Annotated in this window: 15 protein-coding genes; all 15 read right to left on the bottom strand. The window is 37.1% G+C overall.

The window, feature by feature from the left end:
* Window positions 1-68: 68 nt before the first annotated feature.
* On the bottom strand, window positions 69-1301 hold the full coding sequence (locus tag MED134_RS09470; protein ID WP_038598240.1) for a murein hydrolase activator EnvC family protein: 1233 nt from the start codon (window positions 1299-1301) through the stop codon (window positions 69-71).
* Window positions 1288-2067: a DUF4292 domain-containing protein gene (locus MED134_RS09465; protein WP_038598239.1), complete on the bottom strand. Its 780-nt coding sequence runs from the start codon at window positions 2065-2067 to the stop codon at window positions 1288-1290. The genes MED134_RS09470 and MED134_RS09465 overlap by 14 nt, the downstream gene beginning before the upstream one ends.
* A gap of 2 nt (window positions 2068-2069) precedes the next feature.
* On the bottom strand, window positions 2070-3452 hold the full coding sequence (locus MED134_RS09460) for a tetratricopeptide repeat protein (protein WP_038598237.1): 1383 nt from the start codon (window positions 3450-3452) through the stop codon (window positions 2070-2072).
* 20 nt (window positions 3453-3472) lie between these two features.
* Entirely contained in the window at window positions 3473-4492 is a 1020-nt protein-coding gene (locus MED134_RS09455) for a sugar phosphate nucleotidyltransferase (protein WP_038598235.1), read from the bottom strand.
* Window positions 4493-4545: 53 nt separating this feature from the next.
* Complete coding sequence (dut, locus tag MED134_RS09450) at window positions 4546-4980, bottom strand: dUTP diphosphatase (RefSeq protein ID WP_038598233.1); 435 nt, start codon at window positions 4978-4980, stop codon at window positions 4546-4548.
* A gap of 72 nt (window positions 4981-5052) precedes the next feature.
* The gene (locus MED134_RS09445; RefSeq protein WP_038598231.1) at window positions 5053-6516 is read right to left on the bottom strand and encodes a polysaccharide biosynthesis C-terminal domain-containing protein; all 1464 of its coding nucleotides are present in this window, start codon (window positions 6514-6516) and stop codon (window positions 5053-5055) included.
* 38 nt (window positions 6517-6554) lie between these two features.
* Complete coding sequence (locus MED134_RS09440; RefSeq protein WP_038598229.1) at window positions 6555-7076, bottom strand: hypothetical protein; 522 nt, start codon at window positions 7074-7076, stop codon at window positions 6555-6557.
* A gap of 287 nt (window positions 7077-7363) precedes the next feature.
* Entirely contained in the window at window positions 7364-8638 is a 1275-nt protein-coding gene (locus MED134_RS14755) for a T9SS type A sorting domain-containing protein (protein WP_052084206.1), read from the bottom strand.
* Between the two features lie 443 nt (window positions 8639-9081).
* Window positions 9082-11895, bottom strand: a complete 2814-nt coding sequence (locus tag MED134_RS09430) for a triple tyrosine motif-containing protein (RefSeq protein ID WP_148305653.1) — start codon at window positions 11893-11895, stop codon at window positions 9082-9084.
* Between the two features lie 156 nt (window positions 11896-12051).
* A complete protein-coding gene (gene atpG / locus MED134_RS09425) occupies window positions 12052-12915 on the bottom strand; it encodes an ATP synthase F1 subunit gamma (protein ID WP_035326320.1) in 864 nt (287 codons plus the stop codon).
* A 121-nt stretch (window positions 12916-13036) separates the two neighbouring features.
* Window positions 13037-14614, bottom strand: coding sequence for a F0F1 ATP synthase subunit alpha (atpA, locus tag MED134_RS09420; RefSeq protein ID WP_038598227.1), 1578 nt, complete (start codon window positions 14612-14614; stop codon window positions 13037-13039).
* A 62-nt stretch (window positions 14615-14676) separates the two neighbouring features.
* Window positions 14677-15213, bottom strand: a complete 537-nt coding sequence (gene atpH / locus MED134_RS09415) for an ATP synthase F1 subunit delta (protein WP_035326316.1) — start codon at window positions 15211-15213, stop codon at window positions 14677-14679.
* Between the two features lie 22 nt (window positions 15214-15235).
* Window positions 15236-15736, bottom strand: a complete 501-nt coding sequence (locus MED134_RS09410) for a F0F1 ATP synthase subunit B (RefSeq protein WP_035326314.1) — start codon at window positions 15734-15736, stop codon at window positions 15236-15238.
* 98 nt (window positions 15737-15834) lie between these two features.
* Window positions 15835-16059 (bottom strand): ATP synthase F0 subunit C, encoded by a 225-nt coding sequence (atpE, locus tag MED134_RS09405; RefSeq protein WP_269465683.1) that lies wholly within the window; start codon window positions 16057-16059, stop codon window positions 15835-15837.
* A 40-nt stretch (window positions 16060-16099) separates the two neighbouring features.
* Window positions 16100-17278: a F0F1 ATP synthase subunit A gene (atpB, locus tag MED134_RS09400; RefSeq protein WP_038598225.1), complete on the bottom strand. Its 1179-nt coding sequence runs from the start codon at window positions 17276-17278 to the stop codon at window positions 16100-16102.
* Between the last annotated feature and the right edge of the window lie 3 nt (window positions 17279-17281).

Raw genomic sequence — 17281 nt, 5'->3', positions numbered from 1 at the left:
ACAAAAAACAGAATTGAAATGCCAAATGATATTTAGAAGTACACTTTCGCGAAAGCGTAAACCAGCGGCTATCGTCTACTTATCCACTGTGTAGGGTTGAGCTTGGTCTGGTTTTTACTTACCCTAAATTTAAGAATGCTCTTGCCCGTAAATGCATTACGAGAGACCTCACCTAGTGGCTGTTTAAGAGTTACTTTTTGACCCAGTTTTACTTTAATATTTTTAAGATTAAAATAGGTGGTAAGATAATCACCGTGCCTTATGATAATAGCAATGTTTGCTCCCTTTGCGTCTTGTATAGAAGTTACCTCTCCCTCAAAGATGGCTCTTACAGTAGCATTTTCTGTGGTTTCTATATCTACACCACTATTGCTTAAAGTAATCCCGGGTAAGGTAGGGTGTGCAGACTTACCGTAAGGTCTTACCACGCGGCCACGCTCTACTGGCCATATGAGTCTACCTTTATTACTAGAAAACTCTTTTGCGAGTGTAACCTCTGCTGGTGTGAGAGCAAATGTCTTACTGCTTGTAGATTTACCTGCTTTTTTATTACTAGCAGCAATAGCTTCTGCAATGAGCTTATCTATCTGTCTGTCTATGCGATCTGCCTCCTTTTGTTTCTTTTTGATCTGAGCGATATAGGTACTAGACTCTTTACGTATTTCTTTTATGAGTAGGTCCTGGCGTTGCTTTTCTTTATCTAGTTCCTTTTTTGCCGTTCTATTTTCGGCAATGAGGGTTTCTTTGTCTGCTTTTTGCTTGACTAGTTTTTTATTAGTCTCTTGTATAAGTATTGTGCGTTCCTTGATTTGCTCACCTTGCTTCTTGCGGTAGTTTGCATACTGCTTCATATACTGTACACGCTTGTAAGCTTGCTTAAAATCTTCACTAGAGAGTAAAAACATCACCTTGCTTTGTCCGCTCTTACTTTTATACGACTTGCGTATCATCTCACCATAATCTTCTTTTAATATGGCGAGCTCCTTACGGAGGTTTTCCATCTTTACGAGATTTTCATTAATCTCTCTTGACAATAGGTTGGCTTGACTATTTGTAACTCGTATGAGATCTGAGCGTAGTCTTATCTGGGTGTCCAGATCTTCTACTTGGGTGAGGATAGATATTTCTTTTTTCTTATTTGTTTCGCGTAAGCGTTGCAACTGTCGCATTTCTCTTTTAAGAGCCTCACGACGCTGTTCTAGCTGCTTTTGCTTTGCAGACTGCCCAAAGGCCGCTTGCGTAAAAAAGAGCATCATAAAAACACTCAGGAGAGCTATATATATGCGCCTATCTCTTTGCATCTAGCTTTATTTCTTCATATCCAGAAGGAATACTAAACGGCATACGTACCTCTCCATCTAAATCTATATCACGAAACTCGATTTGTACCTGTGACTGGTTGCGACCATCATCTGCAAGAATATCTAGCGAAAATGGGAAGGTCTTACTTCCTATCTGTTTGTAATTTCCATATGCGATATCTAAAGTCCCGTTACCATCTGTTTGCTCTATGCGCTGTTCTTGCGTGACGAAATTTTGAGTAGCAATCCCAAAGAAGATGAGTGCCTCCTTGAGTTGCTTTTTTGGTGTGACCTCATAACCCGTTTCCGTTTCTTTAAAGGTATACTTTCCCTCTCTTAGGTCATAAACAGTTTGTCCCGTAAGCAATCGCTGTAACTGGTAAAAATCTATATCTACTCCTAAGTACTGACTAAGAAATGTAAAGTCTCCATCAAAATATTGATTATTGAGCTTGTCGTAAAATTGTACCTTTTGTGGTGTAATCAAGGCGCGAGCACCAGAAAAACCAATGAGTGACGCGTTTAGCCAGATTTTTTTGTCTTTTTCTATGCGTATCGTAAGAGTTACTGTAGGCTTTGAGCCTTTTTTATCTCTGTACTTTATCTTGGTACGGGCATCTAGCGTTTTATAAGTGAGTGCATTATTGTAATACTCAGTAATAAGTCTTTTTGCAGAGACATCTTCGGCAGTGCTAGTACTCGCTACTTTTTTTGCACCACAACTTGCTAGAACAGCTAGTAAAATAATGTAAGTGAGCTTTCTCATTATTATCCTTGCGCTTTTAATTGTTCTACTTTATTGTAGTATTTACTTGCTGTAGAAGCGTTACCGTCTCCTTTATGTGCATCGCCCAGTTGCTGGTAAAAATCTATTTCCATCTTTACATCATCTATCACATAATCTACACCTAGTTCAAGTTGATCTATGGCTGCTTTAAATTTACCTTGATTATTAAGCGCAACTCCATAAGTAAGGTATAATAGTGGCTGTGATGGATAAAGGTCTAGTGCATTTGCAGCAATCTCTTCGGCATCTTTAAAGCTTCCAGAGTCCAAAAGTAAAAGACTTGTGTTTTTAATAAGCTCGAGATTTTCTGGATCACTCTGTAAAGCTTTTTTAAGATATGGCAGCGCCTTATCCTTACTTCCTTTTTTAATGTAATAAGAGGCTAATTCTTGATAGATATTAGAATCTCCCACCTGTGTGTCAAAAACTGCAATGGCTTTTTCTAACTGCGGTTCATATTGTGGGTTACCGTTTACAAATAATACAAAGTCATTAAGCACGCGATGCTTTGCTGCGGCACTCATACGAGTACTTTCCAGTACTTTTTGCATAGAGCTTATGGCCTCGTCTATTTTATTATCATTGAGATTAAACTTATACAGAGCTAGGTGTACCTCATCTGCATAAGGGTTTACCTTTTGAAGTTCTAGGGCGGTTTCATAAGCTTTTTGCGTATTTCCTTGCTCGCTATAAAGCAATATGAGTTTAAGATACTCTGCTTCACTTTTAGGGTTTGAGGCTATATTTTTCTCTATAGCTTTTACCTGCCTAGATGTATCTCCAGAGAGTAGATACAATCTGTTTTTTAATCTATCACGATATATATCTGTACCTATTTCTTCATCAAGCTCATCTATAAGATCTAGCGCCTCGTTATATCTTTTTGTGCTTGTATAAATACGTGCAAGATCTTCTTTATACTGCACGTCAAAATTAATGAGATTTTTTACCGTAGCCTCAGCAGCATCATAATCTCGCTGCTGGAAGTAGACTTCATATAATGCTTCTAGTACATCTTCATTATTTGGCTCGAGTTCTAAAAACTTATTAAAATCTAAAGCAGCCTCATCATACTTTTTTAAGAATACGTGATTTTTACCTCGCTCAAAATATAAAATAGGATGACTAGATGGTGACATTGAGATACACTTGTTAAGCTCCATAATGGCACGCTCATAATTCTCAATTCCCTTTTGTTTTAATGCTTCAAAAAAAGATGTCTGAAAATCGTCTGAAACATTACCAAGGTCATCTACATTCTCATCTGCAAAGGGATTTGCTTCTTTTAAGAATTGCCCATACGCACGATCCTTTACTAGTGTAAAAGCGATCGTGAGTATGAGTATGTAGATTCCTTTTTTCATTAAATATGATTATATAAAACTTATTTCATCACCGTGTAATCCCCTAGACTTACGCGTGTGTGCTCTCCATTATATTGTACTTTATTACCTATCATCGCTTCTGTCCACTGTGCGTTTTTTATCACACTATCTTGCTGGATTAAGCTGTGACTTATGGTACTATCTTCAATAGTTGTGCCAGCTCCTATCGCAACACCTGGACCTATCGTACAATTTTTAAGAACTACATTTTCGCCAATAAAACAAGGCTCAATAATCGTTGAATTCTCATTTACCACAGAGTTTGCTATAAGTTGCTCTTCCTTCTCATCGTGTAAGAACTGTAACATCTTAGAATTAGTATCTATGGCAACTTCTTTATTACCGCAATCCATCCACTCATCTACAGTTCCAGTTTTGAAAATACGACCTTCTGCCATCATTTTCTTAATACCATCATTGATCTGGTACTCACCTCCATTCATAAGGTTTTCATCAAGAACTTCTTGAAGCTTCTCTTTAAGAACGGCTACATCCTTAAAATAATATATACCTATCACCGCTTGGTCAGACACAAAAGTTTCTGGCTTCTCTACAAGCTCTACAATCTCATCTTTCTCATTAAGTTTTACAACTCCGTAAGCTTCTGGGTTAGGCACTTTCTTAGTCCAGATTACACTATCTGCCTCAGGATCTAGTTCCAAATCTGCGCGTATAAGTGCATCTGCATAGGCGATTACCGCAGGACCACTCAAAGAAGGCTCTGCACTCATAATAGCGTGACCAGTTCCTAATGGAGCTCCCTGGCGATAAATAGATGCCTTTGCTCCAAGACTTTCTGCAAGCTCTTCAAGTTGTGCAATTACAGCATCACCAAAAAATGTAGGGTCTCCTAGTACAAAAGCAATCTCGTCTATAGGTTGCTTTAAGATCTTAGCAATATCTCGTACAAGTCTGTGTACAATAGGTGCTCCCGCTACGGGAATTAGTGGTTTTGGTATGGTTAAACTATGTGGTCGCAATCTAGAGCCTAGACCGGCCATTGGTACTATTATTTTCATTTGCTTAAATTTTTCTATAATAAGGTTGCTATTATGTTGCTAGGTGTCATTTCTTATTTTACCCCAGTACTCCCAAAACCGCCTTCACCACGATCTGTACTTGAGAGTTCTGTTACTTCTTCCCATTGCCCTTGCTCGTGCTTTGCAATGACCATCTGTGCAATGCGCTCTCCATTTTCAATTGTAAACGGTTCATTAGATAGGTTTACAAGGATTACTCCCACTTCTCCTCTATAATCTGCATCTATGGTTCCAGGAGCATTGAGCACAGTCACGCCCTTTTTTGCAGCTAGGCCACTACGTGGTCTTACTTGAGCCTCTACACCTACTGGTAGCTCCATAAATATCCCGGTAGGAACAATAGCTCTTTCTAACGGTCCTATCGTGATTGACTCTGTGATATTTGCACGCAAATCCATTCCTGCGCTAGCAATGGTCTCATAATGAGGGAGTGCGTGTGCACTTTTATTTATAACCTTTATTTTCATTTGTTCTTCTTTCTAACTTATTCTCGTACTGAGATACTATTATTTTTTAAGTACGCTTTCGCGAAAGCGTACTCATCTTCTTTTTAATATACGCAAGAGTAGCTCTTTTTCGCGGAAGCTTATTACACCAATTAATAATACGGTCATTACAGCTCCTACAAGATACAGTCTCAAGCTACCCACGCCAAAGTAATCTCTAAATCCATAAAAATATAGACTAGACAATGCAATACTTAACACGAGGTACAAAAGTATATTTTTTAGATCATAAGGGATTGCTAAATGTTTGCGACCCATTATATATGATGTGACCATCATCAAGGTGTATGCTGCACAGGTAGCAATAGCGCTGGCTAGATATCCTATTTTTGGGATGAGTAAGACATTTATCACAATAGTAAGTAATGCCCCTGCAACCGAAATATAAGCGCCATATCTAGTTTTATCTGTTACTTTATACCAGACAGACAGCGTTTGGTAAACTCCAAAAAACAGGTATGCAACGAGTATAAGTGGCACAATGTTCATTCCTTCCCAATATTCTTCTCCATCAAGCAAAATCACTTTTACAACATCTACGAGGACCACATAAGCAAATAGCGCTACAGAGCCTAAGACTACGAATGCTTTTGTAATCTGAGCATACATGACTTGTGCATTTTCATTTTTTGCTTCGCTAAAAAAGAAAGGTTCAATCCCTATTCTAAATGCAGTAGCAAACAGTGTCATACCAATAGATAATTTATAGCAGGCGCCATAAATAGCTACTTCTCCTTTGGCGATGTCTTCTGGTAGTAACTTTTCTAATAGAATCTTGTCAAAGGATTCATTTACAGCAAAGGCAAGACCCGCAATAAGTACGGGGGCACCGTACGCAAGCATTTTTTTAAATAAAATCGTATCAAAAGACCATCTTGTAAAATAGGGCTTTATCACGATAAGTAGTATCAAAAAACTAGGTATACAAAATGCAATAAATGCAAGCTCAATTTTATCTGTGGGCAAATAACTGTTTATACTATCTAACTGCGGTAGCCACACAAGAAATACCACAGATAATCCTGTAGAAATAACAACGTTAAGTAACTTTATAAGTGCATAGCGCATACTCTTATTTTGAGCTCGCATATATGCAAAGGGTATTACCGCAAGCGTGTCAAACGCTATGACTAAAATCACCCATCTCCAGTATTGCGCAGGAACATCAGATATACTTGATAGTGCATCTATCCCAGTAAATGCTATAATAACAAATAAAATGGTAGACCCTAGCAAACCAAGTAAAGAGGTTGAGAGTGTTTTTTTAGTATGCCTTTCATCATTAAAAAACCTAAAAAAGGCTGTCTCCATACCATAAGTAAGCAGCACGTTAAAGATCATTATATATGAAAACACGATAGTCATCTCCCCAAAGGCATCTGTATCTGGCAAGTATCCAGTATACAATCGCGTTAATAGAGCCGTGAGAACTCTAGGCAATACAGTTGCAAGACCGTATATAAATGTATGTCTAAAAAGATTTTTAAGAGCGCTCAAGAAGTAATTTTTACCGGTCAAAAATAAAGAAATAAAGCCTAGTAGCCGTTTCCGCGTGGTCGCTGTTGTGGGTAAGCAACCCCTGTTTTTTCAGTAATATTTGATAAAATACAATACTTTGTAAGCCCCTCTTCTTTGTAAATAATACCAGCTTGATCTTTTGATAGTTTAAAAGGAAACGTATCCTTTGCGGCAGGTGCCGTATTTGCAGCTTCTTGATCTGTGTCACTAGACATTATCACATCCTGATGTATTCCATTATCTGTTCTAAATCTAGCTACGTATCCTACATTACCCTGCATAAGCTTACCTACGCTTTCGCGAAAATAAACTTTCTCTAATGTTACGTTACTAGGAACACTGGTGGGTATATAAAACTCTATACCAGAACCACCACCCGGGGCTCCAGCGACATACGTGTTATAGTGAGCAGCAATAGAAGCAAATGAGGGGTTTGATAAAGTCATCGTATCCTGATTTTCTAAAGATGAAGTAGACTTACATTGGGTTAGTAGTAGTGAGCTCAGTGCTAGGCTCAAAACTGTAAGTAGTTTATACATAATGGTGGTTGTTTATGAGTAATATACAAATCTCATTCCAAGATACGATAGTTCATCACAATTAGACTTCTTAGTATAAAAGAAAACCTCGAGATCATAGACACCTCGAGGTTTACACTCAAACCAAAATAATTGTGAAGAAAGAGTTTAAATATACCCTGCTTCATTAAAAAATAGGTGAAAACCGATAATCGTTTACTTTTTTATGATGCTCATAATAAGGAGAAACAAAAAATGCCAGCTGTAAACAGCTGGCATTAATAAAGTAATAAAATTGAGGGTTGACCCTATTGCTTGATAAGCTTTATAGACTGTATACCTTGCTCTGTCACTACGTTTGCTATATATATTCCTGTAGTTAATCCTGAAGCATCTATTCTTGTCGTTGTATTTCCAGACTCTAAAGACATAACTTTTTTACCTAAAACATCATAGACAACAATCTCTTTTGTAGGTGCGTTTGTAGTAAGAACCCATTCGTTTGTAGTTGGATTAGGAAAAGCAGATAGGCCTGTCTCTGTAAGCTCATCTGTACTTAGCGTCTCATTATGTAAATACAAATTATCTATATAGATAGTTCTATTACCTGTATTTGCTCCTGCAAGCGTTAATACAAACTGTCTAAGTGCATCTCTTTGCTGTGTTGCATCTCCATCTGTAAAGTCAGATAATGGCACATCTAGTGATACCCACTCTCCAAATGTTGTTACCGGATTTGTTAACTGAAAAGACGAAGTTTCACCTGCGTCACCTACGTGATTAGACCATTTTGGATTTGCAATAAGACCCGCCGAATTATCTGTATCTATCCAATAATCCATATGGAAAAATGTAAGTGAAGATAAATCTATAGGTGCTCCCCAGTCTACTAGTAAAAACTCAGAAGATGGTTGATTCATCGTGATTTTTTGGGTGTCGTTTCCTTCTACCTGGATTGTTTCTATATCTTGTGTTCCCACTCCAAAAGCTCCAAATACAGTATTCTCTTGTGTTGTGTAAGCATCGCTAAATAAAGAAAAAACATTTTCGGCATCTCTTTCTGGTGGCGTAGGAGCTGCTACAGTTGGAGCTGCAGGCTCTTCTGCTTCTCCTACTACTAGAGAAACATTATCTATAACAACGACTCCTGTCTCTGCACCCATATCAAATAATACTCTACTATTTGGAATTCCTATTCCTCCAGCTGTAAGAGTAAGTTCAAAAGTTGTTAAGGTTTCTGTAAGTGTTACTGTTTCAACCGCCGCAGTAAAAGGTGCTTCGTTAAGACCTATACCAGCAATAATTGTACGAGTTTCTCCAGCCCCAGTAGATGCGTCAAAGGTGAGGACATATGTTTCTCCCTCAGTAATAGAGAGGATCTGACTTAAATTTACGTCAAACGCATTTCCCGCTGTCTCTACATTTGCAAAGTTAAAGCTGTTGCCGCCATCCTCTTGTACATTAAAGGCATTCCCCGTCCATTCTACCATTCCTTCTTCAAAATCGCCATTATTAAGCAGGTTCTGGGCTTGCATTGCAAATGCACTACAAAAGATAAAAAGCAGTAAAGTAATTTTTTTCATAATAATTCAATTTAATTAATAATACGAAATTTAAAATTACAAGCTTATTTTGCCAAATCACCAAATTAGACCTATACAAATAACATACATCGTAATATTAACACCGTAAAATTGCGAATTATAGAATTTAAAATTGTTTTCGATGCTTTTTTAGAGGTCAAATCCATAATTAAAGTAACAATCCTTATTAACTTTGTTATTTTAAAAACTTTTCCTAAAACCTTAGCTTTTACTGCTGTTAAGAACCTTAGCTGCCTAGCTTATAACAGAATATATTCGTAATAAGACATAATTATAACTCGTATTGACAAAAACGAATTGTATACTTAGAAATGAAGCTTATTTAATTCTTACGCAAACGTTATAAACTAATCATTGTTGTGGTTATGTTGTAGTAAATTACACCAATGATGTACTTATATAATCTCACTACGTAGAGGTCTTTACATCTTTATGAAGTAATCATTGAGCTGTATAGATCTGTCTAAATTAATTTTTTTCCTCAAACGATATCTTTTAATTTCAACACTTCTATGAGATATATTAAGTAGTGGAGCAATCTCCTTTGAGCTTAAGTTAAGACGCAAGTACACACAAAGTTTTAAATCATTTGCAGTTAGTTCTGGGTGAATTTCTTTTACTTTTTTAAAGAAGTCTTTATCTGCGTGATTAAATGCTTTCTCAAAAAATGCCCAGTCTTCGTTAGTACTAATATTCTTATCAATATCCTTGATAATCGCTTTAAGTTCTGGGGTAGGTTCAAGTTTACTAAGCTTTTCTTTTATAGACTTAAGCGTTTTACTTTTATTTACCATTGCCAGTGTAGAAGTTGCTAGCTCTCTATTTCTAGCACTTATATCATCTCTTAAATTTTGATTTCTGAGCTCAATATTTTCCTTTTCTACAGCCAGAGCCTTTAGATCCATATCTCTTTTTGTTCTTTCTAAAGCTTGATCCTGTTTTCGTTTGTATCTACGTTTATTATGTTGTTGAAACGCTAAGAAAACAAGAATAGCGAGTATAGAATAGAGAATGATTGCCAGATATGATGTATACCAAGGTCTATCTATCGTAAAATTATAAGTAGCAACATTTTCTGAAACATTATCTCCTACCTTTGCCCTAACTTCAAATGTATATGAGCCTGGAGAAACATTTGCAAATTCTTGTCTATTTGAGGTTGTCCACTCACTCCATTCATCATAAAAGCCCAGCAATCGATATTGATAACTGGTTTGTTTAAATTTATCATATTGAGCCACGTGATAGTTAAAAGAGATATTGTTTTCTTTAAAACTAAAATTTGAATCTTCAAAAAGTGACACGACGTGAGGTGTTCCCTCTATTGGATTGTTTTCTATACGGTTAATATGGACGCTATATTTCTCTTTATCATTGTAGGGCGAAAATATTAGATACCCGTGAGAAGTTCCTAATAGAAAATCATTTGATGAAATGGAGGTGATGTTTTCAAAACCTTGTGCGGCATTACGGTCTCGTTGCGGAATATAAATTTTATTAATAGACAACTCGGTGTCCAAAGGATCTTTAGAAAAGTAAACAACATCTTCATCTGTAAACGCCCACATCTTGTTACTTTCATCATTTATGAGTTTGCCAGAAACAAACTTATTGTCATAAATGGCACTTATTTTATCTTCTCTACTAAATGTGTTGGTAATATCGTTGTACTTATAAATACCATTCTTATTTGCGTAGTAAATCGTATTGTCAAATTTAGAAAGGCTTGAATGTTCTCCTTTATTTACGGATGGATTCAGATCATATGAGCTTACCTGCTTGAATGTACTGTCCATTTCAACTCTATAAACGCCTTTGTATTCGTTATTTACTAAAATAACAGTAGGCGAAATAAACTCAAAATATCGTGAAGATATATCAAAGCCCTTAATTTTATTACGGAGTTCCCATCCATTTGCTGATTTTTCTAAAACATATAATCCATCATAATTACCTTGTAAAAGCAGATTAGGATTTTCAGGTATAGTGCGTATCGTCCAGGTGCCTTGGGGTTTTGCAATTTGTTTTGCTATACCTTTTTCAACAATGTAAGTGCCATTGTTATGACCGCAGAAAAGTATGTTTTGTATGACCTTTAAATCCCAAACCTGCTCCTCGGTACCCGGAACAAGTTTAAAGTCTTTACTGTCTAGATCTCTATAAAATAAACCTTGATTTGTGCCTAGGTAAAGTGCATTATTATGAATAGTTGATACATACGTTGTACCCAACCTCCCTTGTTCATCATAGTAATTTAGTACGGGACTCGTTGTATTTATACAAGCAATTCCATTATCCAGACCTACCCATATATTCTTAGATTGATCTTCATAAATAGCCAGTACAGTATTATTACCAAGACCCTTATTCTGAGTTACTTGGTAATCTAGTGTGCCATCTTTAGACAATTTTATAAGACCGCTTGCGACGGTTCCTATAACTAGTGATTGATCAGAAAGTTCTATAGAGCGATACAAGGTCATATCTTTAATATATGACGCTGCAGGGTATGCCCAAGCAGTAACCTCTGTAGGTGTAATTTTAAAAATCCCATTTTTTTGGGTTACTCCTAACCAATATGACTCTCGCAGGTAGAGCCCTATAAAAGTTTTATTTTTAAATACATCTCTTGTATCGTAGCTTCTGGCTTGACCATTTTCTATTATAAACAATCCCTTTCCTTGCTCTTGAAATAGTAAGTTACCGTCTATTTCAAATAGTCTGAAAATAGCATTCTTTGTAGCTACAGCAATATAGGTTATGCTATCATCTTTAGGGTTATAAACATAAATGCCGTTAAGAGATTGTAAGAGCACTTTGTCTTTGTAAGATATAATCTTCCAGATTTGCTCCCCTTCTATCATTGAGTGGCTTAAAAGGCTGCTGAGTGATGTATATTGTAGTATACCATCACGGTCTTCTTCCCAAAATCCAAAATCCATATGAGCCCCAGTATAAACTCTATCCCCTATAGCAGCAACAGATCTCAAAATTGTCTCGTTAGGCGAAGGTCTCAAGCTCCATTGAGCACCGTTGTATTGTAAAAGTCCTTTGTTGTTTGCAAAATAGATGATTCCATCATCTCCTTGAGATACTTGCCAGTTCTGGTTATCTGCACCGTAAAGTGACGGCTCAAAATTTTGAATAGGAGGTAACTCTTGTGATAGAGCACAGTTACATAACAAGCTAGTTATGAAAATAGTAATTAGAAATGTGGTGTTCTTTACAAAATTCAAAGCCTATAATTCTTGAAATTATCTTGAAAAGATACCAATAATAACTCTTTTATCTTGTCATAGTTAGATTTAAGCTATAACAAAAATCCCTGACCATTATGGCCAGGGATTTCATATTTCAATTTGTGTTGTATAATTAAATCACTTAATCAGTTATTAATTATTTAAAGCTTCTGCACCACCTACAATCTCGAGTATCTCGTTTGTAATAGCCGCTTGACGTGCTTTGTTATACTGTAACTTAAGTGCATCTCTAAGCTCTGTTGCGTTATCTGTTGCTTTATGCATCGCAGTCATACGTGCACCGTGTTCTGACGCTACAGAGTCTCTTATGCCTTTAAAAAGCTGTGTCTTTAATGCTTTAGGAATTAATCCTTCTACAATCTCTTCTTTAGACGGCTCAAAGATATAATCTGCTGTGGCAGTTGTTTCTTCTTGCACGGTTGCTACGATAGGTAAAAACTGCTCAGGAGTAACAATTTGCGTTGCTGCATTTTTAAACTTGTTGTAAATGATGTCTATACGATCATATTCACCAGCTTCAAAACGAGCCATTAAGTCTTCTGCAATAGCTGATACGTTATCAAAAGTAAGATCATCGTAAATATCATTGTTATTTTCGATTACCTTAAAAGTCTTACCAAGTATAGCATCTGCTTTTTTACCTAAGGTTACTAGGTGCACTTCTTTGCCAGCATACTTTGCAGCAACACGTGCATTTACACCTTTAATAATGTTTGTATTAAAAGCTCCTGCAAGACCTCTGTTTGATGAAATAGCTACAATAAGTACCTTATTAATCTCACGATCTTCTGCGAGTTTGCTTCCAGAATCTCCTTCTAGCGTTGCACTTAAGTTCTGTAAAAGCTCAGTAAGCTTATCAGAATATGGGCGCATTGCTGTAATTGCATCTTGTGCTTTCTTCAACTTTGCAGCAGATACCATTTTCATAGCACTGGTAATCTGCATCGTAGAAGATACTGATGAAATTCTGTTTCTTATTTCCTTTAAGTTTGCCATCTTGTATAAATTCCCGTGTTTACAAGTAAGACTTGCTAGGCACGATTTGTCTTTAATTTTGACAAGTCTCCCGCTTGCGCGGGAGTTGTTGAATTATATTTTTCGCGAAAGCGAAATTCTACTAGTTATAATTAGCAGACAGGTCTTTTGCTACTGCTACAAGTGTATCTGTAACTTCATCTGTAAGCTTTCCAGACTTAAGTGTATCAAGGATACCTCTGTGCTTTGCGTTTAAGAACTCTATATATTCTGCTTCAAATTCTTTAACTCTGTTTACAGGCACGTCACGTAATAAGTTTTTAGATCCTGCATAAATAATTGCAATTTGATCCTCTACTGTAAATGGCGTGTTTTCTGCTTGCTTAAGTATCTCTACGTTACGCTTTCCTTTTTCGATTACGTTAAGGGTAGCAGCATCTAGATCTGATCCAAACTTTGCAAAGGCTTCTAGTTCACGGAAAGCAGCTTGATCAAGCTTAAGTGTACCAGATACTTTCTTCATTGACTTAATCTGTGCGTTACCTCCTACACGTGATACCGAGATACCTACGTTAATAGCAGGACGTACACCAGAGTTAAATAAATCTCCATCTAAGAAGATCTGCCCGTCTGTAATAGAAATTACGTTTGTAGGGATATAAGCAGATACGTCACCCGCTTGTGTCTCAATGATAGGAAGTGCAGTAAGTGATCCTCCACCTTTAACGATAGGTTTAAGACTATCTGGAAGGTCATTCATTGTTTTTGCAATAGCATCATCATTAATCACCTTTGCAGCACGCTCAAGTAATCTAGAGTGTAAGAAGAATACATCTCCAGGGTATGCCTCACGTCCCGGTGGACGACGAAGTAGCAATGATACCTCACGGTATGCAACTGCTTGCTTAGATAAATCATCATAAATGATTAATGCAGGACGACCTGTATCTCTAAAGTACTCTCCAATTGCAGCTCCTGCAAATGGTGCATATACTTGCATTGCTGCAGGATCTGATGCATTTGCCGCTACGATAGTTGTGTATGCCATTGCTCCAGCATCTTCTAGTACCTGTGCAATAAGTGCAACAGTAGAAGCTTTTTGTCCTATAGCTACATATATACAGTGTACTGGCTCACCAGCATCGTAAAATTCTTTTTGGTTAAGGATAGTGTCAATACAAACAGTAGACTTACCTGTCTGACGGTCACCAATTACAAGCTCACGCTGCCCTCTACCTACTGGTATCATAGCATCAATTGCCTTAATACCTGTTTGTAATGGCTCTGTTACTGGCTCACGAAAAACAACACCAGGCGCTTTACGCTCAAGTGGCATCTCATAAGTTTCTCCAGCGATAGGTCCCTTTCCATCAATAGGAAGACCTAACGTGTTTACCACACGTCCAGTAATACCTTCACCTACCTGGATAGATGCGATACGTTGTGTACGTTTTACGGTATCACCTTCTTTAATAGATGAAGAAGCACCTAAGAGTACAACCCCTACGTTATCTTCTTCAAGGTTAAGAACAATTGCCTCAAGACCGCTTTCAAACTCTACAAGCTCACCATATTGTGCGTTTGCAAGTCCGTAAATACGAGCGATACCATCACCCACAGTTAGTACTGTTCCTACTTCGTCAAGGGAAGCTGTTGCTTCAAAACCTGAAAGTTGTTTCTTTAAAATTGCCGAAACTTCTGCTGGTTTAACTTCTGCCATTTGATCTAAATTTATAAGTCCGCTTTCGCGAAAATTTTCTCACCTCACGATGAGCCGTTTATTTATAAACTGTTACTAAATTCTCTTTTTAACTTGCCTAACTGGCTAGCGATACTTGCATTGTACTGTGTATCACCTACTCTTAATACAAAACCACCTATGATGCTCTCATCAATTTCGTTTGTAAGAGTTACGTTCGTGCTTCCTGTAAGCTCTTTTACTTTTGCAAGAACCTTAGTCTCCAGTTCTGGAGTTAAAGCTACTGCTGTAGTTACTGTAGCACTCTCAATCTTATTGCTTTTATTGTACTCTGCAATAAAACTATCTGCCACACCACCTAGTAAATTTGCTCTACTATTATCTACAAGAACATCTACAAGACCTAATGTCTCTTTTGTACCGTCTGTAAAAACCTGACGTAATACAGCGCGCTTATCGTCTGCTTTTATTACAGGACTGTTTAAGGCATTGCGAAGTTCTTTACTTCCTTCAATAGTAGCCTTTACAGATTTCATATCATTTAAAACTGCCTCTACAGATCCATTATCTTTTGCAAGATCTAGTACTGCTTTTGCATATCGTATTGCTGCTCTACTCATAGTGATAGCGGCTTAAAATCTGTTAGTTTAATGTTGCTTGACCTAGCATCTTGTCTACAAGACCTAGTTGCTTTTCTTTATCAGAAAGCTCATTTTTTACAACCTTCTCTGCAATCTCTACAGAAAGTGCTGCAACCTGACCTTTAAGATCTGCGATAGCGCTCTTACGTTCTGCCTCAATAGCTGCTTGTGCTTGAGCTACCATTTTATCTGCAGCGTCTTTTGCTTCTACCTTAGCGTCGTCTATCATTTTAGTCTTCATCTCACGAGCTTCTTTAAGCATCGCTTCACGCTCTGCTCTAGCTTCTTTTAAAAGTTTCTCGTTATCTGCTTGAAGACTTGCCATCTCTTTCTTTGCATTTTCTGCAGCATCAAGAGCTCCTTGTATTCCTTCTTCACGCTCATTAAGCGCGCTCATAATAGGTTTCCAAGCAAATTTTACCATAAGGAAAATAAGCAGTAAGAAAAGGATTGTTTGTTTTACAAACAGGTCAAGTGAAAAATTCTCTAATAATTGTTCCATCTCAAAAGTGGTTCTGTGTTCTTATAATCTTTGTTTAATTAAATTCAACTCCTGTAACCAACCGTTACAGGAAGTTGAATTTTTAGAGTTGATCTGGATTAAGCTCCTAATATAAGCGCTCCAAATGCAAGTCCTTCTAAAAGTGCAGCAACGATAATCATCGCAGTCTGGATTTTACCAGCAGCCTCAGGCTGACGAGCAATTCCTTCCATTGCAGCTCCACCAATCTTACCAAGACCGATACCACCTCCAATTACTACTAGACCAGCTCCTACTAAATTTGGGAACATTGGTGCTACTTCTTGTACTAATGCTAAAGACATAATAGTGTATATAAAAAATTAAACAAATAAAAATTCTTAATTAAGTGAAGTTCTTACGGATAACTTCAGTGTCCTCAATCTCCTCTCCTAGCTCGTCGTGCAGCTCCTCATCGTGATGATCATCTGCAACTGCCATACCTATAAATAGTGCAGAGAGTGTTGTAAATATATAAGCCTGTAAGAATGCTACTAGCACCTCAATAAGCATTATGAATAATGATAAAAATAATGATACAATAGTAGACCCTGTTGCAGATAAGCTTTCTTGCATAAGAATACCTACCGCTACAAGACTCATTACAACAGTGTGACCTGCAGTAATGTTTGCAAATAGACGTACTAATAATGAAAATGGCTTAATAACCAGTGTACCTATGAGCTCTATAATACCTAGTAATGGTCTAAATACATAAGGAATACCTGGCATCCATAACATATGTCCCCAGAAGTGCTTATTACCACTAAATACATAAATTACTAATGTAATAACAGCTAGTGCCGCTGTAACAGCTATCTGACCTGTAACGTTAAATCCAAATGGCATTAAACCTACAAGGTTAAGTATCCAGATAAAGAAGAATACAGTAAGAAGGTATCCAGTAAATTTTCTATAGCTCTCACCAATGTTTGGCTTAGCGATTTCATCACGTACATAAACCACTAGTGGCTCAAGTACACGTCCAAATCCAGTAGGAACTTGTTTGTTTTTGTATTGTCTTGCTAGTCTTGAGAACCAAAACAGCATTAATAAACCTATAAGTAATATCCCGAAGACACTCTTTGTGATAGATAAATCAAAAGGCTTTGAAGCATTTACTGCGTGGTGCTCTTCATCAAACTGAACAGCAGCCTCACCAGCATTAAGCTCATATATTTTACCGTGAAGCTTTACAAAGCGACTATCACCTTTTTCTACAACGACAGTTCCATCATCATCGTGGTGAAACTCTGAAGACATAAAAGCTGTAAAGCCATTTTCTCCCCATAACATTACTGGCAAAGGAAAACCCCAGTGATGCTCAACTCCATTATCATCAAAAGTTGAGAATAAATGGAAGTCGTGAGAGTCCTTTAAGTGATGTTGTATGTACTCATTAATCTCCGTTCTTGTATTAACAGGATCACCCTTTTTTGCTCCATCTTTTCCGTAAACAGAAAAAGAAGTCAAAAGCACAAGAACTAATGTTAAAAATGAAATCGATTTTGATGCTATTTTCATTCC

The organism is Dokdonia sp. MED134, from assembly GCF_000152925.2.
Classification (GTDB): Bacteria; Bacteroidota; Bacteroidia; order Flavobacteriales; family Flavobacteriaceae; genus Dokdonia.
Note: the sequence above shows the minus strand (reverse complement) of the source record. Positions and strands in the feature narration are given on the sequence as shown.